The sequence below is a fragment of the Corynebacterium glyciniphilum AJ 3170 genome (genome assembly GCF_000626675.1).
Classification (GTDB): Bacteria; Actinomycetota; Actinomycetes; order Mycobacteriales; family Mycobacteriaceae; genus Corynebacterium; species Corynebacterium glyciniphilum.
On the sequence record NZ_CP006842.1, the window covers coordinates 863547 to 879337 of the forward strand.

The 15791-nt window shown below is 66.5% G+C and carries 13 protein-coding genes; 9 read left to right on the forward strand and 4 right to left on the reverse strand.

From position 1 onward, the window contains the following. Positions 1–45: 45 nt before the first annotated feature. From glmS to groL, 5 genes are all read left to right on the forward strand, one after another. The gene (gene glmS / locus CGLY_RS04030; RefSeq protein ID WP_038546493.1) at positions 46–1920 is read left to right on the forward strand and encodes a glutamine--fructose-6-phosphate transaminase (isomerizing); all 1875 of its coding nucleotides are present in this window, start codon (positions 46–48) and stop codon (positions 1918–1920) included. A gap of 18 nt (positions 1921–1938) precedes the next feature. Then, a complete protein-coding gene (alr, locus tag CGLY_RS04035; RefSeq protein ID WP_081803763.1) occupies positions 1939–3750 on the forward strand; it encodes an alanine racemase in 1812 nt (603 codons plus the stop codon). A 182-nt stretch (positions 3751–3932) separates the two neighbouring features. Next, positions 3933–6308, forward strand: a complete 2376-nt coding sequence (tsaD, locus tag CGLY_RS04040) for a tRNA (adenosine(37)-N6)-threonylcarbamoyltransferase complex transferase subunit TsaD (protein ID WP_038546495.1) — start codon at positions 3933–3935, stop codon at positions 6306–6308. Positions 6309–6444: 136 nt separating this feature from the next. Next, on the forward strand, positions 6445–6750 hold the full coding sequence (gene groES, locus CGLY_RS04045) for a co-chaperone GroES (RefSeq protein WP_038551263.1): 306 nt from the start codon (positions 6445–6447) through the stop codon (positions 6748–6750). Positions 6751–6760: 10 nt separating this feature from the next. Then, positions 6761–8374, forward strand: a complete 1614-nt coding sequence (gene groL, locus CGLY_RS04050; RefSeq protein WP_038546497.1) for a chaperonin GroEL — start codon at positions 6761–6763, stop codon at positions 8372–8374. A 228-nt stretch (positions 8375–8602) separates the two neighbouring features. On the opposite strand, the gene CGLY_RS04055 is transcribed toward groL, so the two are convergent. Beyond that, positions 8603–8923, reverse strand: coding sequence for a WhiB family transcriptional regulator (locus CGLY_RS04055; RefSeq protein ID WP_038546499.1), 321 nt, complete (start codon positions 8921–8923; stop codon positions 8603–8605). 272 nt (positions 8924–9195) lie between these two features. Between CGLY_RS04055 and CGLY_RS04060 the strand changes: the two genes are divergently transcribed. Together CGLY_RS04060 and CGLY_RS04065 are read left to right on the forward strand one after the other, a co-directional pair. Further along, a complete protein-coding gene (locus CGLY_RS04060) occupies positions 9196–9780 on the forward strand; it encodes a sigma-70 family RNA polymerase sigma factor (protein ID WP_038546501.1) in 585 nt (194 codons plus the stop codon). Further along, on the forward strand, positions 9780–10676 hold the full coding sequence (locus CGLY_RS04065) for a hypothetical protein (protein ID WP_038546503.1): 897 nt from the start codon (positions 9780–9782) through the stop codon (positions 10674–10676). The genes CGLY_RS04060 and CGLY_RS04065 overlap by 1 nt, the downstream gene beginning before the upstream one ends. A 35-nt stretch (positions 10677–10711) precedes the next feature. On the opposite strand, the gene CGLY_RS04070 is transcribed toward CGLY_RS04065, so the two are convergent. Further along, complete coding sequence (locus CGLY_RS04070) at positions 10712–11119, reverse strand: DUF5319 domain-containing protein (RefSeq protein WP_227590369.1); 408 nt, start codon at positions 11117–11119, stop codon at positions 10712–10714. Positions 11120–11310: 191 nt separating this feature from the next. On the opposite strand from CGLY_RS04070, the gene guaB reads away from it, so the two are divergent. Together guaB and CGLY_RS04080 are read left to right on the forward strand one after the other, a co-directional pair. Next, entirely contained in the window at positions 11311–12840 is a 1530-nt protein-coding gene (gene guaB / locus CGLY_RS04075) for an IMP dehydrogenase (protein WP_038546505.1), read from the forward strand. 13 nt (positions 12841–12853) lie between these two features. After that, positions 12854–14005 carry a GuaB3 family IMP dehydrogenase-related protein gene (locus CGLY_RS04080; protein ID WP_038546508.1) on the forward strand — a complete coding sequence of 384 codons (1152 nt, stop codon included), beginning with the start codon at positions 12854–12856 and terminating at the stop codon, positions 14003–14005. A gap of 45 nt (positions 14006–14050) precedes the next feature. Here the strand turns inward: CGLY_RS04080 and CGLY_RS04085 are convergent, their stop codons facing one another. After that, on the reverse strand, positions 14051–14320 hold the full coding sequence (locus CGLY_RS04085) for a hypothetical protein (RefSeq protein ID WP_038546510.1): 270 nt from the start codon (positions 14318–14320) through the stop codon (positions 14051–14053). Beyond that, a complete protein-coding gene (locus CGLY_RS04090) occupies positions 14317–15576 on the reverse strand; it encodes a Na/Pi cotransporter family protein (protein ID WP_227590370.1) in 1260 nt (419 codons plus the stop codon). Before CGLY_RS04090 ends, CGLY_RS04085 begins: the two co-directional genes overlap by 4 nt. Positions 15577–15791 lie beyond the last annotated feature (215 nt).

Consider the following 15791-nt stretch of genomic DNA (forward strand, 5'->3'; position numbering starts at 1 on the left):
GACGCGCTTCACGGGCGGAAAAGCAGACCAGTATTGTTGTCGAGTATGTGTGGCATCGTTGGATACATCGGAAGCGCCCGGAGCTCCGCCAAGGCACTTGACATCGGCCTGGAGGCCCTGGCCAGGATGGAGTACCGGGGGTACGACTCCGCCGGCATCGCTGTCATCTCGGACGGTGACATCGAGGTCGAGAAAAAGGCAGGGAAGCTGGCGAACCTGCAGCAGCAGATCGCGGAAACAGGTCGCGACAGATTCAACGGGAAAGCCTGTATCGGCCACACCCGGTGGGCCACGCACGGGCGTCCCAATGACGTCAATGCGCACCCGCACGTCTCCTTCGACGGCAAAGCCGTGATCGTGCACAACGGCATCATCGAGAACTTCGCCCCCCTGCGCGCCGAGATCGAGGCGGCAGGCGTCGAACTGACCAGCGAGACCGACTCCGAGGTCGCCGCCCACCTGCTCGCCCTGGCATACGCCGCTGGGCCGACGGCGGGTGACCTGGAGGCGTCCGCGCTGTCGGTGCTGCGTCGCCTGGAAGGTGCGTTCACCGTCCTGTTCGCCCATGCGGACGAGCCCGGGAAGATCGTCGCCGGACGCCGCTCCACCCCGCTGATTGTGGGTGTCGGCGAGGACGGCATGTTCCTCGGCTCCGATGTCGCAGGATTCATCGCACACACCCGCGAAGCGGTCGAACTCGACGAGAACAACGCTGTCGTCATCACCGCGGACGGGTACCGCGTCATGGACTTCGACGGAACCCCGACCGAAGGGCGCCCCTTCACCATTGACTGGGATCTCGCGGCCGCAGAGAAGGGGGGCTTCGATTCCTTCATGATGAAGGAGATCTTCGAGCAGCCCGCCGCAGTGCGGGATACGCTGGCAGGTCACTACGTCGACGGACGGGTCGTACTCGACGAACAGCGACTGTCCGATGATGATCTGCGGCAGGTCGAGAAGGTCTTCGTGGTGGCTTGTGGTTCTGCCTACCACTCCGGCCTGTTGGCGAAGTACGCCATCGAGCACTGGGTGCGACTGCCTGTGGAGATCGAGGTCGCCAGCGAATTCCGTTACCGTGATCCGGTCCTTGACCGACAGACGCTCGTGGTGGCAGTCTCGCAGTCCGGTGAGACCGCAGACACCCTGGAAGCGGTCCGGCACGCCAAGAAACAGGGTGCCCGGGTACTGGCGGTCTGCAACACCAACGGTTCGCAGATTCCGCGCGAGGCCGATGCTGTGCTCTACACCCATGCAGGCCCCGAGATCGGTGTCGCCTCCACCAAGGCATTCCTGGCACAGGTCGCGGCAAACTACATCGTGGGCCTGGCGCTGGCCCAGGCCCGGGGGACAAAGTTCTCCGACGAGATCGAGACGACCTACCGCCAGCTCGAGGAGATCCCGGGCAAGATCGAGAAGGTCCTGGAACTCAAAGACACGGTTCTGGAACTGGCGGCGGAGCTCGGCCCGATCCCGACCATGCTGTTCCTCGGCCGTCATGTCGGCTACCCGGTGGCTCTCGAAGGAGCCCTGAAGCTTAAGGAACTGGCCTACATCCATGCTGAGGGGTTCCCCGCCGGTGAGCTCAAGCACGGTCCGATCGCCCTGATCGAGGACGATCTGCCGGTGGTTGTGGTCGTGCCGTCCCCGCAGGGCAGGGAGATCCTGCACTCGAAGATTGTCACCAACATCCAGGAGATCCGCGCCCGCGGTGCCCGGACCATCGTCATCGCCGAGGAGGGCGATGAGGCGGTGCGACCGTTCGCCAATGATCTGCTGGAGATCCCGCAGTGCCCGACCCTGCTGCAGCCGCTTCTCTCCACCGTGCCGTTGCAGTTCCTGTCGGCCGAGATCGCCCGCCAGTGCGGTAACACCGACATCGACAAGCCGCGGAACCTGGCCAAGTCCGTGACTGTGGAGTAGGCACGGGGAGCAGCGGTGATGAGTGAACGATCCGGCCGCGACCTCTGCGACCACCACGACCCTCGCGACCACGCCCTCGCCGAGCTCGTCGTTGATCTCGGCGCCATCGACCACAATGTGCGGACCCTGGTCCGTATCGCCGCACCCGCAGGTGTGATGGCGATCGTCAAGGCTGACGGGTACAACCATGGCATGGTCGACGTCGCCCGGACGGCACTCGACGCAGGGGCCGTCGCCCTCGGGGTTGCGACGCTCGGCGAGGCGCTGGCGTTGCGGGACGCCGGGGTGACGGCACCTGTGACCGCGTGGATGTGGCTGCCGGATCCTGACCAGGAGGACATCGCCGCGGCGTGCACTGCCGGCGTCACCCTGGGTGTGCCGTCGGTCGAGCATCTGCATGCTGCCGTCGCGGCGTCACGGTCAGCGGTGGCCGGGGGTTCGTCGCCGCTGACGGTCGGACTGATGGCAGACACCGGCCTGTCCCGGTCCGGCATTGAGGCGGCACGGTGGGACGAGGCGGTGTCCCTGGCAGTGGCGGCGGTCCGCGACGGTGTCCTCACGGTCTCCGGCGTACTGTCACATCTCGCGAGCGCGGATGACCCCGCCTCGCCGGTGACCGACCTGCAGGCGCGACGGTTTGTCGCGGCCGTCGAGACCTGCCGTGCGATGGGCCTCGACGTACCGGTGAATCACATCGCCAATACTCCGGCAACGTTGTCACGTCCTGATCTACGCCACGAGATGGTGCGGCCCGGGGTCAGCGTGTACGGCGTGTACGCCGTCGACCCGACCGTGATTCCGGTGGGGGAGAGTGGGCCGGTCCGGTTACGTGAGGCGATGACGGTCAGGGCACGCGTTGTGACCACCCGGGTCGTTCCTGCTGGGGAAGGTGTCAGTTACGGACACCTCTGGCGTGCCGAGCGGGACACCCGTACCGCCGTCGTGGCGATCGGTTATGCCGACGGCGTGCCGAGGAACATGTCGGGACGGTTCGGGGTGACCGTCAACGGTGTGTGGTTCCCGCAGATCGGACGGGTGTGCATGGATCAGATCGTCATCGACCTGGGAGCAGCCGGCGAGGACGGCCCCGGGGCATCGGTGCGGCCCGGTGACTGGGCCGTGATCTTCGGTACCGGGGGACGCTCCGTCGAGGAGATCGCCACCGCTGCCGGCACCATCGCCTACGAGGTACTTACCCTGCCCCGTGGGAGGGTGCGCCGCCGCGTCCTGCCCACCACTCCTGCTGCCGACGAGGGCCCTTTCACCGGGGTATTCGACGCAGCATCGGGCACCGTGGAGGTCAGCTCCGCCGAGTCGATGCGCGCGCTCGGGCGGGAGCTCGGCAGGCAGCTCCGGGCCGGGGACGTCGTGGTGCTCACCGGTGCGCTCGGGGCGGGGAAGACAACCGTCACACAGGGCATCGCCACCGGCCTGGGGGTGAAGGGTCGGGTCCAGTCGCCGACGTTCACGATCATCCGGGAACACCGGCCCGGGACCGACGGGACGGGACGCCCCGGGATGTTGCACATGGATGCCTACCGGTTGCTCGGCGAGGGTGCCCATGGCAGCGGGCCTGACAGCGGCCCGACGCGCGGTGCGGTGCTCGACGCCCTGGAGTCCCTGGACATCGATGCCGACCTGGAGGACCGTGTACTCGTCGCAGAATGGGGTCGCGGGGTGGTGGAGTCGCTGGCGCCGGCGCGGTGGATCGACATCGAGATCGACCGGTCCGGAGGCGACGGTTCTGACGGTGACTCTGACGGTGACTCTGATGTCGGCTACGAGGACGAGTCACCTCGCCAATTTCATTGGCGCTGGTCACAGGGGTAGCACTTCTGAATCCCCCCGATAATATCCCCCATAAGCAGGATTGATTGGCGAGAATCTGCATGTGGTGCCAAAATGGATGTCGGATCACCGTGAGGGGTGTATCCAGAGGCCCCGTCGCAATTGGAGAGTGCGACGGGGCTTCGCCTATTCCGTACCGGACCACCGGGGTAGGATCGCATCCCATGCATGTTCTCTCGGTCGACACCTCCACCTCGTACGTCGTCGCAGGAGTGGTGGACTGTCCCGTCGACTCCACGGTCGGTTCTGAATCACGGCCACGCCTGCTTGCCGAGCGGGTGGAGCTCAATCCCCGGGGGCATATGGAGGTGCTCACGCCGAACATCCTCGCATCACTCGAGGAAGCCGGAATCACGCCCGAGGACCTGGATGCGGTCGTCGTGGGTGTCGGTCCCGGGCCGTTCACCGGACTGCGCGTCGGGATGGCGACCGCTGCGGCCTTCGGTGACGCCCTCGGCATTCCGGTTCACGGCGTCCCGGGCCATCTTGCGACCGCCACCACAGTCGGCTCGCGTCGTCTGGTTGTCAGTGACGCGCGACGGCGTGAGTGGTACTGGAGCCTTGTCGACGGTGCCACCGGGTCGGTGCTCGACGGCCCGTCGGTCGCCGCGCCGGACGACGTCATCGCGGCGGTTCCGGAGGCAGAGGTTCTGGCCTCCCGGGAGGTCGCCGAGCGTGCCGACGCAGTGGCGGGGTGGACGGTGACGGACGCTGACGCACGTCCCACGCCGGTCGGTCTCGTTACCGCGGCGGTGCAGATCCTCGGGGGGGCCGAGGGACTGCGGCATCCTGCAGCGCCGCTGCGGGCGTTGTACCTGCGCCGTCCCGATGCAGTGGAACCGAAGGCGGTACAGGTTTCCGCGGCCCTCGACTTCAGCAGTGTGGAGGAGGTCGATGACGTCGACGGGGCAGGTAAGGCGGCGTCGCCGGACGATGTGACGGGTGCGGAGCGACCGAGCGTGGGGCCTCTCTCCCCTCAGGCCGCGGCCCGGTGCGCCGAGATCGAGGCGGAGCTCTTCCGCGGGGACTCGCCGTGGCCGGAGGCGGGGTTCGCCAGTGAGATCACCGCGCCGAACACGGTCTATCTGGGCATGGTCACCGGGCAAGGAACATCGCAGGAGCGGTTGGTCGGCTATGCCGGTCTGGCGAAGAACGGTCCGGCTGACGATCCGGAGTTCGAGATCCATACGATCGGCCTGGAGCCTGCCGTGCAGGGGCGCGGGTGGTCGCGCACGCTGATGGATCCGTTGATGGACCTCGCAGACAGGGACGATGGTCCGGTCTACCTGGAGGTCCGGACCGACAACGATCCGGCGATCCGTCTGTACCGCAGCTACGGTTTCGACATTACCGGCACCCGCCGGAACTACTACCGGCCTTCCGGTGCGGACGCCTACACGATGTGCCGCCCGGCGCGGTCACAGCGCATCTCGGAGGCGCCCCGCCTGATCATGGGAATCGAGAGCTCCTGTGACGAGACCGGCGTGGGAGTCGTCGAACTGCATTCCGACGGGCGGGTCCGGCAGGTGTCGAACCGGGTGGCCTCATCGATGGAGCAGCATGCCCGTTTCGGTGGGGTGGTCCCGGAGATCGCCTCCCGTGCACACCTGGAATCGATGGGCCCGACGATGACGGCGGCCCTCGACGATCTTGAACGGGCCACGGCGGCCACCGGGAGGCGTCGCCGTCCGGACGCGGTTGCGGCGACGGTGGGACCCGGTCTCGCCGGGGCACTGTTGGTCGGGGCGGCGGCAGCCAAGGCGTACGCGGCAGCGTGGGGTGTGCCGTTCTACGGTGTCAATCACCTCGGGGGCCACGTTGCCGTCGGCACGCTCGAGGCGGGCGGTGACTCTGGCGCGGTCGGCGATCTCGATCGCGCGGTCGCACTGCTGGTCAGCGGTGGGCACACGCAGATCCTCCGGGTCAACGGGGTCGGCAGTCCGATGGCGGAGTTGGGTTCCACGCTGGACGACGCCGCCGGTGAGGCCTACGACAAGGTTGCCCGGTTGCTCGGCCTCGGGTACCCGGGAGGGCCCGTGATCGACCGGCTCGCTGCGCGGGGGGACTCCGCGGCGATCGCCTTCCCCCGGGGGATGAGCCGCCCCGGGGACGCCGCCTACGACTTCTCCTTCTCCGGGCTCAAGACGGCGGTCGCCCGATTCGTAGAGAAGGCCACTACGGAGGGCCGCAGCATCCCGGTTGAAGACGTCTGTGCCTCCTTCCAGGAGGCGGTCGTGGACGTGTTGACCGCGAAAGCGGTCCGGGCCTGTGTGGACACCGGCGCCACGGTGATGCTGCTGGGTGGGGGAGTGTCGGCCAACCGCCGTCTGCGGGCGCTCGCCGCCGAGCGGTGTGCGGAGGCAGGTGTGCGTCTGGTCGTCCCGGCCCTGCCCCTGTGCACGGACAACGGTGTGATGATCGCGACGCTGGCGGCACGGTTGATCGAGGCCGGTGCCCCGGCCAGTTCACTGGATGCCGCGACGGATCCGTCGATGGATGTCGAGGTGCCGGTCTTAGCACCCACCCTTGTTGAGGGCTAGCACTTGGCAGGGTAGAGTGCCAAGTGGTTGTGTGACACACAGTTGTTCACCCGCGACGACGGCTGTGCAGGATATACCAACCGGAACACAAGACAATTCCGATCACTGCATGTACGCAAACACGGAGGTATTCAACGTGGCTAACGTCAACATCAAGCCGCTCGAGGACCGCGTCCTCGTCCAGATCGTCGAGGCCGAGACCACCACCGCATCCGGTCTGGTCATCCCGGACTCTGCCAAGGAGAAGCCGCAGGAGGCCACCGTCGTGGCCGTCGGCCCGGGCCGCTGGCACGACGATGACGACCGCATCCCGATGGACGTCGAGGTCGGCGACACGGTCGTGTTCTCCCGCTACGGCGGCACCGAGCTCAAGTACGACGGGGAAGAGTACCTGCTGCTCAACCAGCGCGACATCCTCGCCGTCGTCAACTCCGCGAAGTAGGTCATGACGCATGGCTAAACTCATCGCATTCGACGAGGAGGCCCGCAAGGGGCTCCAGCGCGGTGTGGACACGCTGGCTGACACGGTGCGCGTCACCCTCGGCCCCAAGGGCCGTAACGTGGTTCTCGACAAGGCTTTCGGCGGTCCGACCGTGACCAACGACGGCGTGACCATCGCCCGCGACATCGATCTCGAGGATCCCTTCGAGAATCTCGGTGCGCAGCTGGTCAAGTCCGTCGCCGTGAAGACCAACGACATTGCCGGTGACGGCACCACGACCGCCACCCTGCTCGCACAGGCTCTGATCAACGAGGGCATGCGCATCGTCGCTGCCGGCGGAAACCCGATCGCCGTCAACGAGGGCATCTCCGTGGCCGCCGACAAGGTCATCGAGGCGCTGCAGGAGCGTGCGGAGCCGGTCGCCGACTCCGCCGCGATCGCTAACGTCGCCACGGTGTCCTCGCGTGACGAAGGCATCGGCGCCAAGGTCGCCGAGGCCATGGACAAGGTCGGTAAGGACGGCGTTCTCACTGTCGAGGAGTCCCAGTCCCTGGTGGACGAGCTCGTCGTCACCGAGGGCGTCTCCTTCGACAAGGGCTACCTGTCGCCGTACTTCGTCACCGAGGAGGAGTCGGCCCAGGCGATCCTGGAGAATCCGGCCATCCTGCTGGTGCGCGACAAGATCAGTTCCCTGCCCGACTTCCTTCCCGTGCTGGAACAGATCGCCAAGGCAGGCAAGGAACTGTTCATCGTCGCCGAGGACGTCGACGGTGAGCCGCTGCAGATGCTCGTGGTCAACTCCATCCGCAAGTCCATCAAGGCCGTCGCCGTGAAGTCCCCGTACTTCGGTGACCGCCGCAAGGCGTTCATGGACGACCTCGCTGTCGTCACCGGCGCTACGGTCGTGGACAAGGAGGTCGGCCAGTCGCTCTCCGAGACGACCTTGGAGCAGCTGGGTACCGCCCGCCGGATCACCGTAACCAAGGACGAGACCGTCATCGTTGACGGTGCCGGTACCGCCGAGGACCTGGAGGCACGACGCACCCAGATCCGCTCCGACATCGAGCGTACCGACTCCACCTGGGACCGCGAGAAGCTCGAGGAACGTCTGGCGAAGTTGTCTGGTGGTGTCGCTGTCATCCGTGCCGGTGGCGCTACCGAGACCGAAGTCAACGAGCGCAAGCTGCGTGTCGAGGACGCCATCAACGCCGCCCGTGCCGCCGCGCAGGAAGGCGTGATCGCCGGTGGCGGATCCGTCCTTGTGCAGATCGCCGCTGAACTCGACGAGTTCGCCTCCGGGTTCGAGGGCGACAAGGCTGTCGGCGTAAAGGCGCTGGCGCGCGCCCTGCGTCGCCCGGCCTACTGGATCGCCGACAATGCCGGCCTCGACGGTGCCGTCGTCGTCTCCAAGATCGCCGAGCTGGGTAACGGTGAGGGCTACAACGCCGCCACCGGTGTCTACGGCAACCTGCTGGAGCAGGGGATCATCGACCCGGTCAAGGTCACCCACTCCGCCGTCGTCAACGCAACCTCCGTGGCACGCATGGTGCTCACCACGGAAACCGCCATCGTCGACAAGCCCGCCGAAGCGGCAGCAGCCGCCGGCCACGGACACCACCACTAGGAGTTCCGGGCACGTCTGAGGCCCCCACACCGGTCATTTCCAGACCGGGTGGGGGCCTTGTCGTCGTCGTGTCGTCGTCGTGTCGTCGCGGTCTGTCTCGCCGGTTGCCGGTGGCACGGAGGCTCCAGGGTGGCTGTGCGGGGTTATTCCACCCCTGGGTCTTCGTCCGGGGTTTGGCCCTGGGATTAGTCCTGTGGTTGCCCCTTCGGCTGTCCCAGGGCCTGGGGGTCAGGACGCCAGGCGGCGGCTTTCCCGGGCGGGCCGGAGACGCCGGGCGCGTCCGTTCTGGGCGGCGGCCCGTTCGGATTCGCCCATCCCGCCCCAGATCCCGTAGACCTCCCCGACGCTGAGGGCATGCTCCTTGCACTGGGCCAGTACCGGGCATTCGTTGCAGATGGCCTTGGCGCGGTGTTCCCGCAATGAGCGTGCCCGCCCTCGTTCTCCGTCAGGGTGGAAAAAGACGGCGGACTCTGCTCCACGGCAGGAACCGTGGAGTTGCCAGTCCCAGAAGGTGGTGGCGGGGCCGGGGAGGTCGCTCGTCTGTGGCATGGCTGTTCTCCTGTACGTCAGTATTTCTGAGTTCTGAGTTCGGCGGATCTGCGTTTTTCCACCGGCCCCCAGGGTCGTCCCCGTGTGTGAACAACAGGTGTCCGGCAGCTGTTCAGGATGTGACATTTTCCGTGCCCGGCATCCTGCGGTTCCCGCCGGGTATTACCGGGTGAGTCCCGGGCGCGCGGTTTGCTGTGGTAATTTCACCCCACAGGCAGGCGAGCTTGACCGGCGAACCGACAGCCTGCCCTGACCGTGGTTTCACGAGGACTATGACAGCGACTGACGACATCGACGAGGCTCTGCCCCGTCTCGTGCCCTCCGCAGTGGAGGGGGACGGGCGGGCGCTCCAGCGCATCATCGATCTCATCCATCCGCCGGTCGTGCGGTACTGCCGGGCCCGTGTCCCGTCCACGAAGTACCCCACCCCGGAGGATCTGGCACAGGAGATCTGTCTTGCCGTCGCACGCGCGATACCCGGGTATGAGGACCAGGGCAAACCGTTTATGGCGTTCGTCTACCGGATCGCCGCAAACAAGATCGTGGACGCCCGTCGTTCGCAGTCGCGTGACCTGTCTGTTCCTACCGACGAGGTACCGGATCAGGAGGTGGTCACGAGCACCCCTGAATCGGTGGCTGTCGACCTGAGTTCCTGTAACGAAGTCGCGCAGTTGCTCGATACGCTCAGTGACAAGGCACGACAGATCGTGACTCTCAGGGTCTTCGGTGGTTACTCCGCCGAGGAGACGGCGGAGATCGTCGGGTCGACTGCCGGCGCGGTGCGGGTTGCACAGTTCAGGGCGTTGGCCAAGATGCGGGAGACCCTGGAATCCCGTGAGACTTCGAGGACGGAATGATGGACGAGCACAGGTGGGGCCCGCAGGGTTTCGACGACGACGCCATGAATGGTGTCGACGTCGATGCCGTGCGCGCAGCCGACCAGATGCTGGACGCCATTGCCGCCGGTGAGAAGGTCGACGGCGCTGACCCGCTCTTCCGTCTTCTCGCGGATGCCCGTGCCGAGAGCGCACGGGACATTCCGGCCGCCCCCGTCGTCGGCCCTACTGAAGCGCCGGACGGCGCGGGCTCTGTGACACCTCTGGCCGGTCGCCGACGGCGCCGTGCGATGCGCCGTGCCGGTGGGGTCGCGGCCCTGGGCGGGGTCTCGTTGACGTCCCTGGTGGTGGGCAGCGGTGTCGCAGCTGCTCTTGTCGTCGGTGGATTCACTGTCGGAGCCTTGACGACGGGTAACTCCGGGAACTCCGGACAGTCTGACTCCGTCGTCGCCGGATCGGGCCAGCAGGGTGGAGGGGACGACACAGACACGGATACGCCGCGGCGTTCCGGCGACACACAACCGGATTCGTCTGCTCCTGCCTCGGAGGGTCATGACGACCCCTCCGCGCCTACCACAGACGACGGTGCGGTTGACCGGGGTGCCGATGCGGGCGGCATGGTGCTGGCGGAGCCGGAACCGGGTGCGGAGGCTCAGCCCGTCGATCCGACCGATACCACCGGTGACGGTGGTGCGGGCACTGACGGGGGAGAGTCGGCCGGTGATGCCGACGCGTCCGAGGTTCCTGCCGAGACCCCCGGACCAGGCGGCCCGATGGTCATGGCGGAGCCGCAGCGTGGTGCCGCGGCGGCCCCGTCGAAGACGACGTCCTCGACGACGTCATCCACCCCGAGCAGCGCACCGAAGTCTCAGCGCGAGCCGAATGAGCCGGAGCCCGGGGCAGAGCCCTCCTCCTGACGAGGACGGTCCCTTCCTGGGACGAGGCGTGGTCTCTAGCGGCCCCACTTACGGAATGTCCGCGGTCCACGGCTCAGCCAGTCGGCGGCGTCGGCGTACCCGGCGCAGTAGTCCCAGGGCACGTAGAAGTCGGGGTCGGGGTCGGCGCCGGGCTCGTGAACCGGCACCGGCCCGTCATTGAGCATGGTCGACAGGTTGGACACCAGGATCGGCCAGTCGTAGTAGTGCAGCTCCTGGCAGTCGTCACAGGTCATTGCCACACCCAGAACCCCACGGGGTTCCAGCAGCTCGCGAAAGCGGCGGACGTTGGCCAGGTCCTCACGCAGGGCGTTGCGCTCGTCGTCGGACAGCGGCTCGTCCACCTCGTCATCGAACAGGGCCGCCGGATCCTCCGGATCATCGGCGAAGGGGTCCGGGGGCATCAGAGAGTCGTCGAAGTCCACGGACACGAGACTACCTGCTGTGTACGGCAAGGGGAACAGCGCCGTACGTCCTGTATGCGTCCTGTCCGCGGATGCCGGGTGCTGATGGCGGATAACCGTGCCCGACGGGTTATCCTGTCTGGTAAACACCCGACGACAGTTCCGGCTGATTCCGGTACGGACGTGTAAAGGATGCAGGAGGCCTGACCGGCATGACCGATGCCCAGCTTGTGACCACTGGTGGCGACGACCCGAGGAAGGTGGAGCTGGTCGGTCTGACGTTCGACGATGTCCTTCTGCTGCCTGCGGCGTCAGACATCATCCCCAACGAAGTGGTGACGACGACCCAGCTCACCCGCAACATCACGTTGAATGTCCCGGTGATCTCCGCGGCGATGGACACCGTTACCGAGGCGCGGATGGCGATCGGTATGGCTCGCCAGGGCGGTATGGGTGTGCTGCACCGTAACCTGTCGATCGAGGAGCAGGCCGAGCAGGTCGAGATCGTCAAGCGCAGCGAAGCCGGTATGGTCACGGACCCGGTGACCTGTTCGCCGGAGATGACCATCGGTGAGGTCGACGAGATGTGTGCACGCTACCGCATCTCCGGCCTTCCGGTTGTGGACGCTTCCGGCCGACTGGTAGGAATCTGCACCAACCGCGACATGCGTTTCGAGGAGGACTTCTCGGCGAAGGTCGCCGACGTCATGACGCCGATGCCACTGGTCGTCGCGGAGAAGGGCGTCTCAGCCGATGCTGCACTGCGGTTGCTGCGTGAGAACAAGGTCGAGAAGCTCCCCATCGTCGACGGTGAGGGCGTGCTCACCGGTCTGATCACGGTCAAGGACTTCGCCAAGCGGGAGAAGTTCCCGAATGCTGCGAAGGACGCGTCCGGACGCCTGCTCGCCGGTGCCTCCATCGGCACCGGGGAGGACTCCTGGCGTCGTGCCGGGGCATTGGTCGACGCGGGGGTGGACGCTCTGGTCGTCGACACCGCGCACGCCCACAACACCGGGGTGCTGGAGATGGTCTCACGGGTCAAGAAGGAGTTCGGCGACCGTGTCGACGTCATCGGCGGTAACCTCGCCACCCGTGGTGCTGCCGAAGCCATGATCGACGCCGGAGCGGACGCCATCAAGGTCGGTATCGGCCCCGGCTCGATCTGCACGACCCGCGTTGTCGCGGGCGTCGGTGCCCCGCAGATCACCGCAATCCTCGAGGCGGCCGTCCCCGCACGCAAGGCCGGTGTGCCGATTATCGCCGACGGCGGCATGCAGTACTCCGGCGACATCGCCAAGGCCCTGGCCGCCGGTGCGTCGTCGGTGATGCTCGGCTCCCTGCTCGCAGGCACCAGTGAGGCCCCCGGCGAGATCACCGTGATCAACGGCAAGCAGTACAAGATGTACCGCGGCATGGGCTCGCTCGGCGCCATGAAGGGCCGTGGGCTGCATGGTGAACAGCGTTCCTACTCCAAGGACCGTTACTTCCAGGCCGACGTCACCAGCGAGGAGAAGCTGGTCCCCGAAGGTATCGAGGGCCGGATCCCGTTCCGTGGCAACGTGGAGACCATCATCTACCAGATGGTCGGAGGGCTTCGTGCAGCCATGGGCTACACCGGTTCACGGACGGTCGCGGACCTCAACGACGCACACTTCGTCCGGATCACCGGTGCGGGCCTGCGTGAGTCGCACCCGCACGACATCCAGATGACCGTCGAAGCCCCGAACTACTACCAGCGTTAGGAACCAGGTACCCATGCAGGAACAGGTGAACATCGGGATGGGGCGGTCGGCGCGCCGCGTCGTCGGATTCGACCAGATCAACATCGTGCCGTCACGGCGTACCCGGTCGTCCCACGATGTCGACACGACCTGGCGCATCGACGCCTACCGTTTCGACATTCCTTTCATGGCGCATCCGTCGGATGCCGTGGTGACCCCGGAGTTCGCCGTGGAGTTCGGCCGTCTCGGCGGCCTGCCGGTCATCAACGCGGAAGGCCTGTGGGGACGCCACCGTGACCTCGAGGGTGCCCTCGGGAAGGTCCGCGCGGCTGCCGGTGACTCCGATCCTCTGGGGCTTCCGGCACCGGACAACGCCGCACAACGCGTGCTCCAGGAGCTGCACGCTGCACCGGTGGACCACGGTCTGCTGGCGGAACGACTTGCTGAGGTCCGGGACTCCGGCGTGACGTTCGGTGTGCGGGTCTCCCCGCAGAATGCCCGTGACTTCGCCCCGGCGTTGATCAAGGCGGGTATCGACCTGCTGGTGATTCAGGGCACGCTGGTCTCCGCAGAGCACGTGTACTCCAACGGCGAACCGCTGAACCTCAAGGAGTTCATCGGATCTGTGGACGTCCCCGTCATCGCCGGCGGGGTGGTGGACTACACCACCGCGATGCACCTCATGCGGACCGGGGCGGCCGGGGTCATCGTAGGCTCGGGCACGACGACGAACAGTCAAGCGTTGGGGATCGACGTCCCTATGGCCTCCGCGGTCGCCGACGCCGCCGCTGCCCGACTGGACTACCTGGACGAGACGGGGGGCCGGTACGTCCACGTCATCGCCGACTCGCATATGGAGGTCGCCGGTGACATCGCCAAGGCGATCGCCTGTGGTGCGGATGCCGTTTCTCTCGGGGCACCGTTGGCCATGGCGGACACCTCCGGCGGGCGTGGCCATTTCTGGCCCTCGGTGGCCGCACACCCCAGCCTCCCTCGTGGCGAGGCGGAAGCAGTGTACGGCACCTTCGGTTCCCGTGAGACTCTGCCACTGGAGAAGCTGCTGTTCGGTCCCACAGACAACCCCTACGGCGAGGAGAACCTCGTCGGTGGGCTGCGACGGTCGATGGCCAAGTGCGGTTACACCGACCTGAAGAGCTTCCAGAAGGTCCCGTTGGCGGTCCGCTGACGCCGCTCCCTTCGCTCGCGCGGCAGAGGTAACGGTCTCTGCCGGTCAGCCGGCGTCTCTGCCGTCCCCGTCCGAGGCAGTGTCTTCGGCCTGACGGTTCGCGCGGAGTTCCTCCCGCAGTTCGTCGAAGAACAGTCGGGCGTTGCTCCACTTCTCCGATGATGCGTTGAGCAGGTGGGGGAGTTGTTCGACGGCGTCATGCTGTTCCCGTAGCCGACGGTGTTCGGCAAGTTCCTCACGTAGAGCCTGCAGGGCGTCTTCAGCGTCGATGAGAATGCGTTCGAGCTGGTTTTCGGCGGGGTCGGGGGTTGTCACAGAAGCACCGTCAGCAGAATGAGGGTGGCGGGCAGGACGAGGAAGACCCCGATGACCCAGACGGCCACGTACATCTTGTTCCTGGAGCCGAGACGGGCGAGGGTCGAGGCGCCGGCCGGGGGAAGACACCGCAGGAAGGGCAGTCCGTAGATCACCAGCAGTGCGAAGACGTTGTACAGGACGTGCACCAGCGCCGCCTGTAATGCGAACTGTGCTTCCGGGCCGCTGAAGGCGAAGGCGGCGATCAGCGCGGTAAGAGTGGTGCCGACGTTCGCGACGAGGGTGAACGGATAGACCTGGCGGAGGGAGAAGGTGCCGGAACCGGCGAGGGGGACGATCAACGATGTGGTGGTGGAGGAGGACTGGACCATCACGGTGATCAGGGTGCCTGAGGCGATTCCGGAGACCGGTCCACGTCCGATGGCAGTGTGCAGGATCTGCTTGGCGCGTCCGACCATCACCACCTTCAACAGCGTGCCGATGATGCTGATGACCGCCAGGATCATGGCGATTCCCAGGAGGATCAGGATGATTCCGTCCCAGGGGCCGGGGACGGGGGCGAAGGCCGCGGCGATGACGTTGCCCAGGGGATCGGTGACACCGGTCACCGCGTTGCCCAGGCTGCCGAAGACTGCGGCGAGGATGCCACCGTCACTGCCTGCCATCTGCGTGGACAGCCAGTGTGAGCTTTTCTCGAGGATGCCGAAGGCCAGCTCCAGCGGGAGAAAGATCACCACGGCGAGCAGATTGTAGAAGTCGTGGATGGAGGCGGCGGCGAATGCCCGGCGGAAGGACTCGCGGTCGCGGACCATGCCGAGGCTCACCAGTGTGCTGGTGAGCGTGGTCCCGACATTGGCGCCCATGAGCATGGGGATTGCGGTGGCCATGGGAAGACCACCTGCGCAGAGACCGACGATGATCGCGGTCACGGTGGTGGAGGACTGGATCAGCGCAGTGGCCAGCAGTCCGATCATGAGTGCGACCAGGGGGTTGGAGGCGAAGGAGAAGAGTTCCTCGGCCTGGCCGCCGGTAGCGGCTTTGAACCCGCCACCCACCACGGAGACTGCGGTGATCAGGAGGTAGATTCCCAGGGCCACGCAGAACCAGTTTGCCCAGGCGAGGGGACGTCCGCGGAGTCCAAGGCGGGTGAGTGGGCTGCGCACCGGTTCGGGTGGGGCGGTGCTGGTGACCTCGCCTGCCTCCGTGTCGTTGGTAACGGTGGAGGCGGGTGAGCGGTCGGTGACCTCTGCCGGCACGTGGGGCTCCATTCATGGTCGACGACGTGTCGTGGGGTACTCCCCTGAGAGTGTATGGGGTTCACCCCGGTTCGTGAAGTCCTGAAGTGAACGGCGGATGAACTCTGGACGACAGGGGTTGTCAGCCACCGACGCTAACGGCAGGTGGGGCGTTCGGTAGAGTAAGCGTCGTGACACATCAGCAGCAGTCCGGCACATCCGCCGGCAGTCCCCGT

Coding starts and splice junctions, on each gene's coding strand:
- glmS (WP_038546493.1), top strand. CDS start 46: ATGTGTGGCATCGTTGGATACATCGGAAGCGCCCGGAGCTCCGCCAAG.
- alr (WP_081803763.1), top strand. CDS start 1,939: ATGAGTGAACGATCCGGCCGCGACCTCTGCGACCACCACGACCCTCGC.
- tsaD (WP_038546495.1), top strand. CDS start 3,933: ATGCATGTTCTCTCGGTCGACACCTCCACCTCGTACGTCGTCGCAGGA.
- groL (WP_038546497.1), top strand. CDS start 6,761: ATGGCTAAACTCATCGCATTCGACGAGGAGGCCCGCAAGGGGCTCCAG.
- CGLY_RS04055 (WP_038546499.1), bottom strand. CDS start 8,923: ATGCCACAGACGAGCGACCTCCCCGGCCCCGCCACCACCTTCTGGGAC.
- CGLY_RS04060 (WP_038546501.1), top strand. CDS start 9,196: ATGACAGCGACTGACGACATCGACGAGGCTCTGCCCCGTCTCGTGCCC.
- CGLY_RS04065 (WP_038546503.1), top strand. CDS start 9,780: ATGGACGAGCACAGGTGGGGCCCGCAGGGTTTCGACGACGACGCCATG.
- guaB (WP_038546505.1), top strand. CDS start 11,311: ATGACCGATGCCCAGCTTGTGACCACTGGTGGCGACGACCCGAGGAAG.
- CGLY_RS04080 (WP_038546508.1), top strand. CDS start 12,854: ATGCAGGAACAGGTGAACATCGGGATGGGGCGGTCGGCGCGCCGCGTC.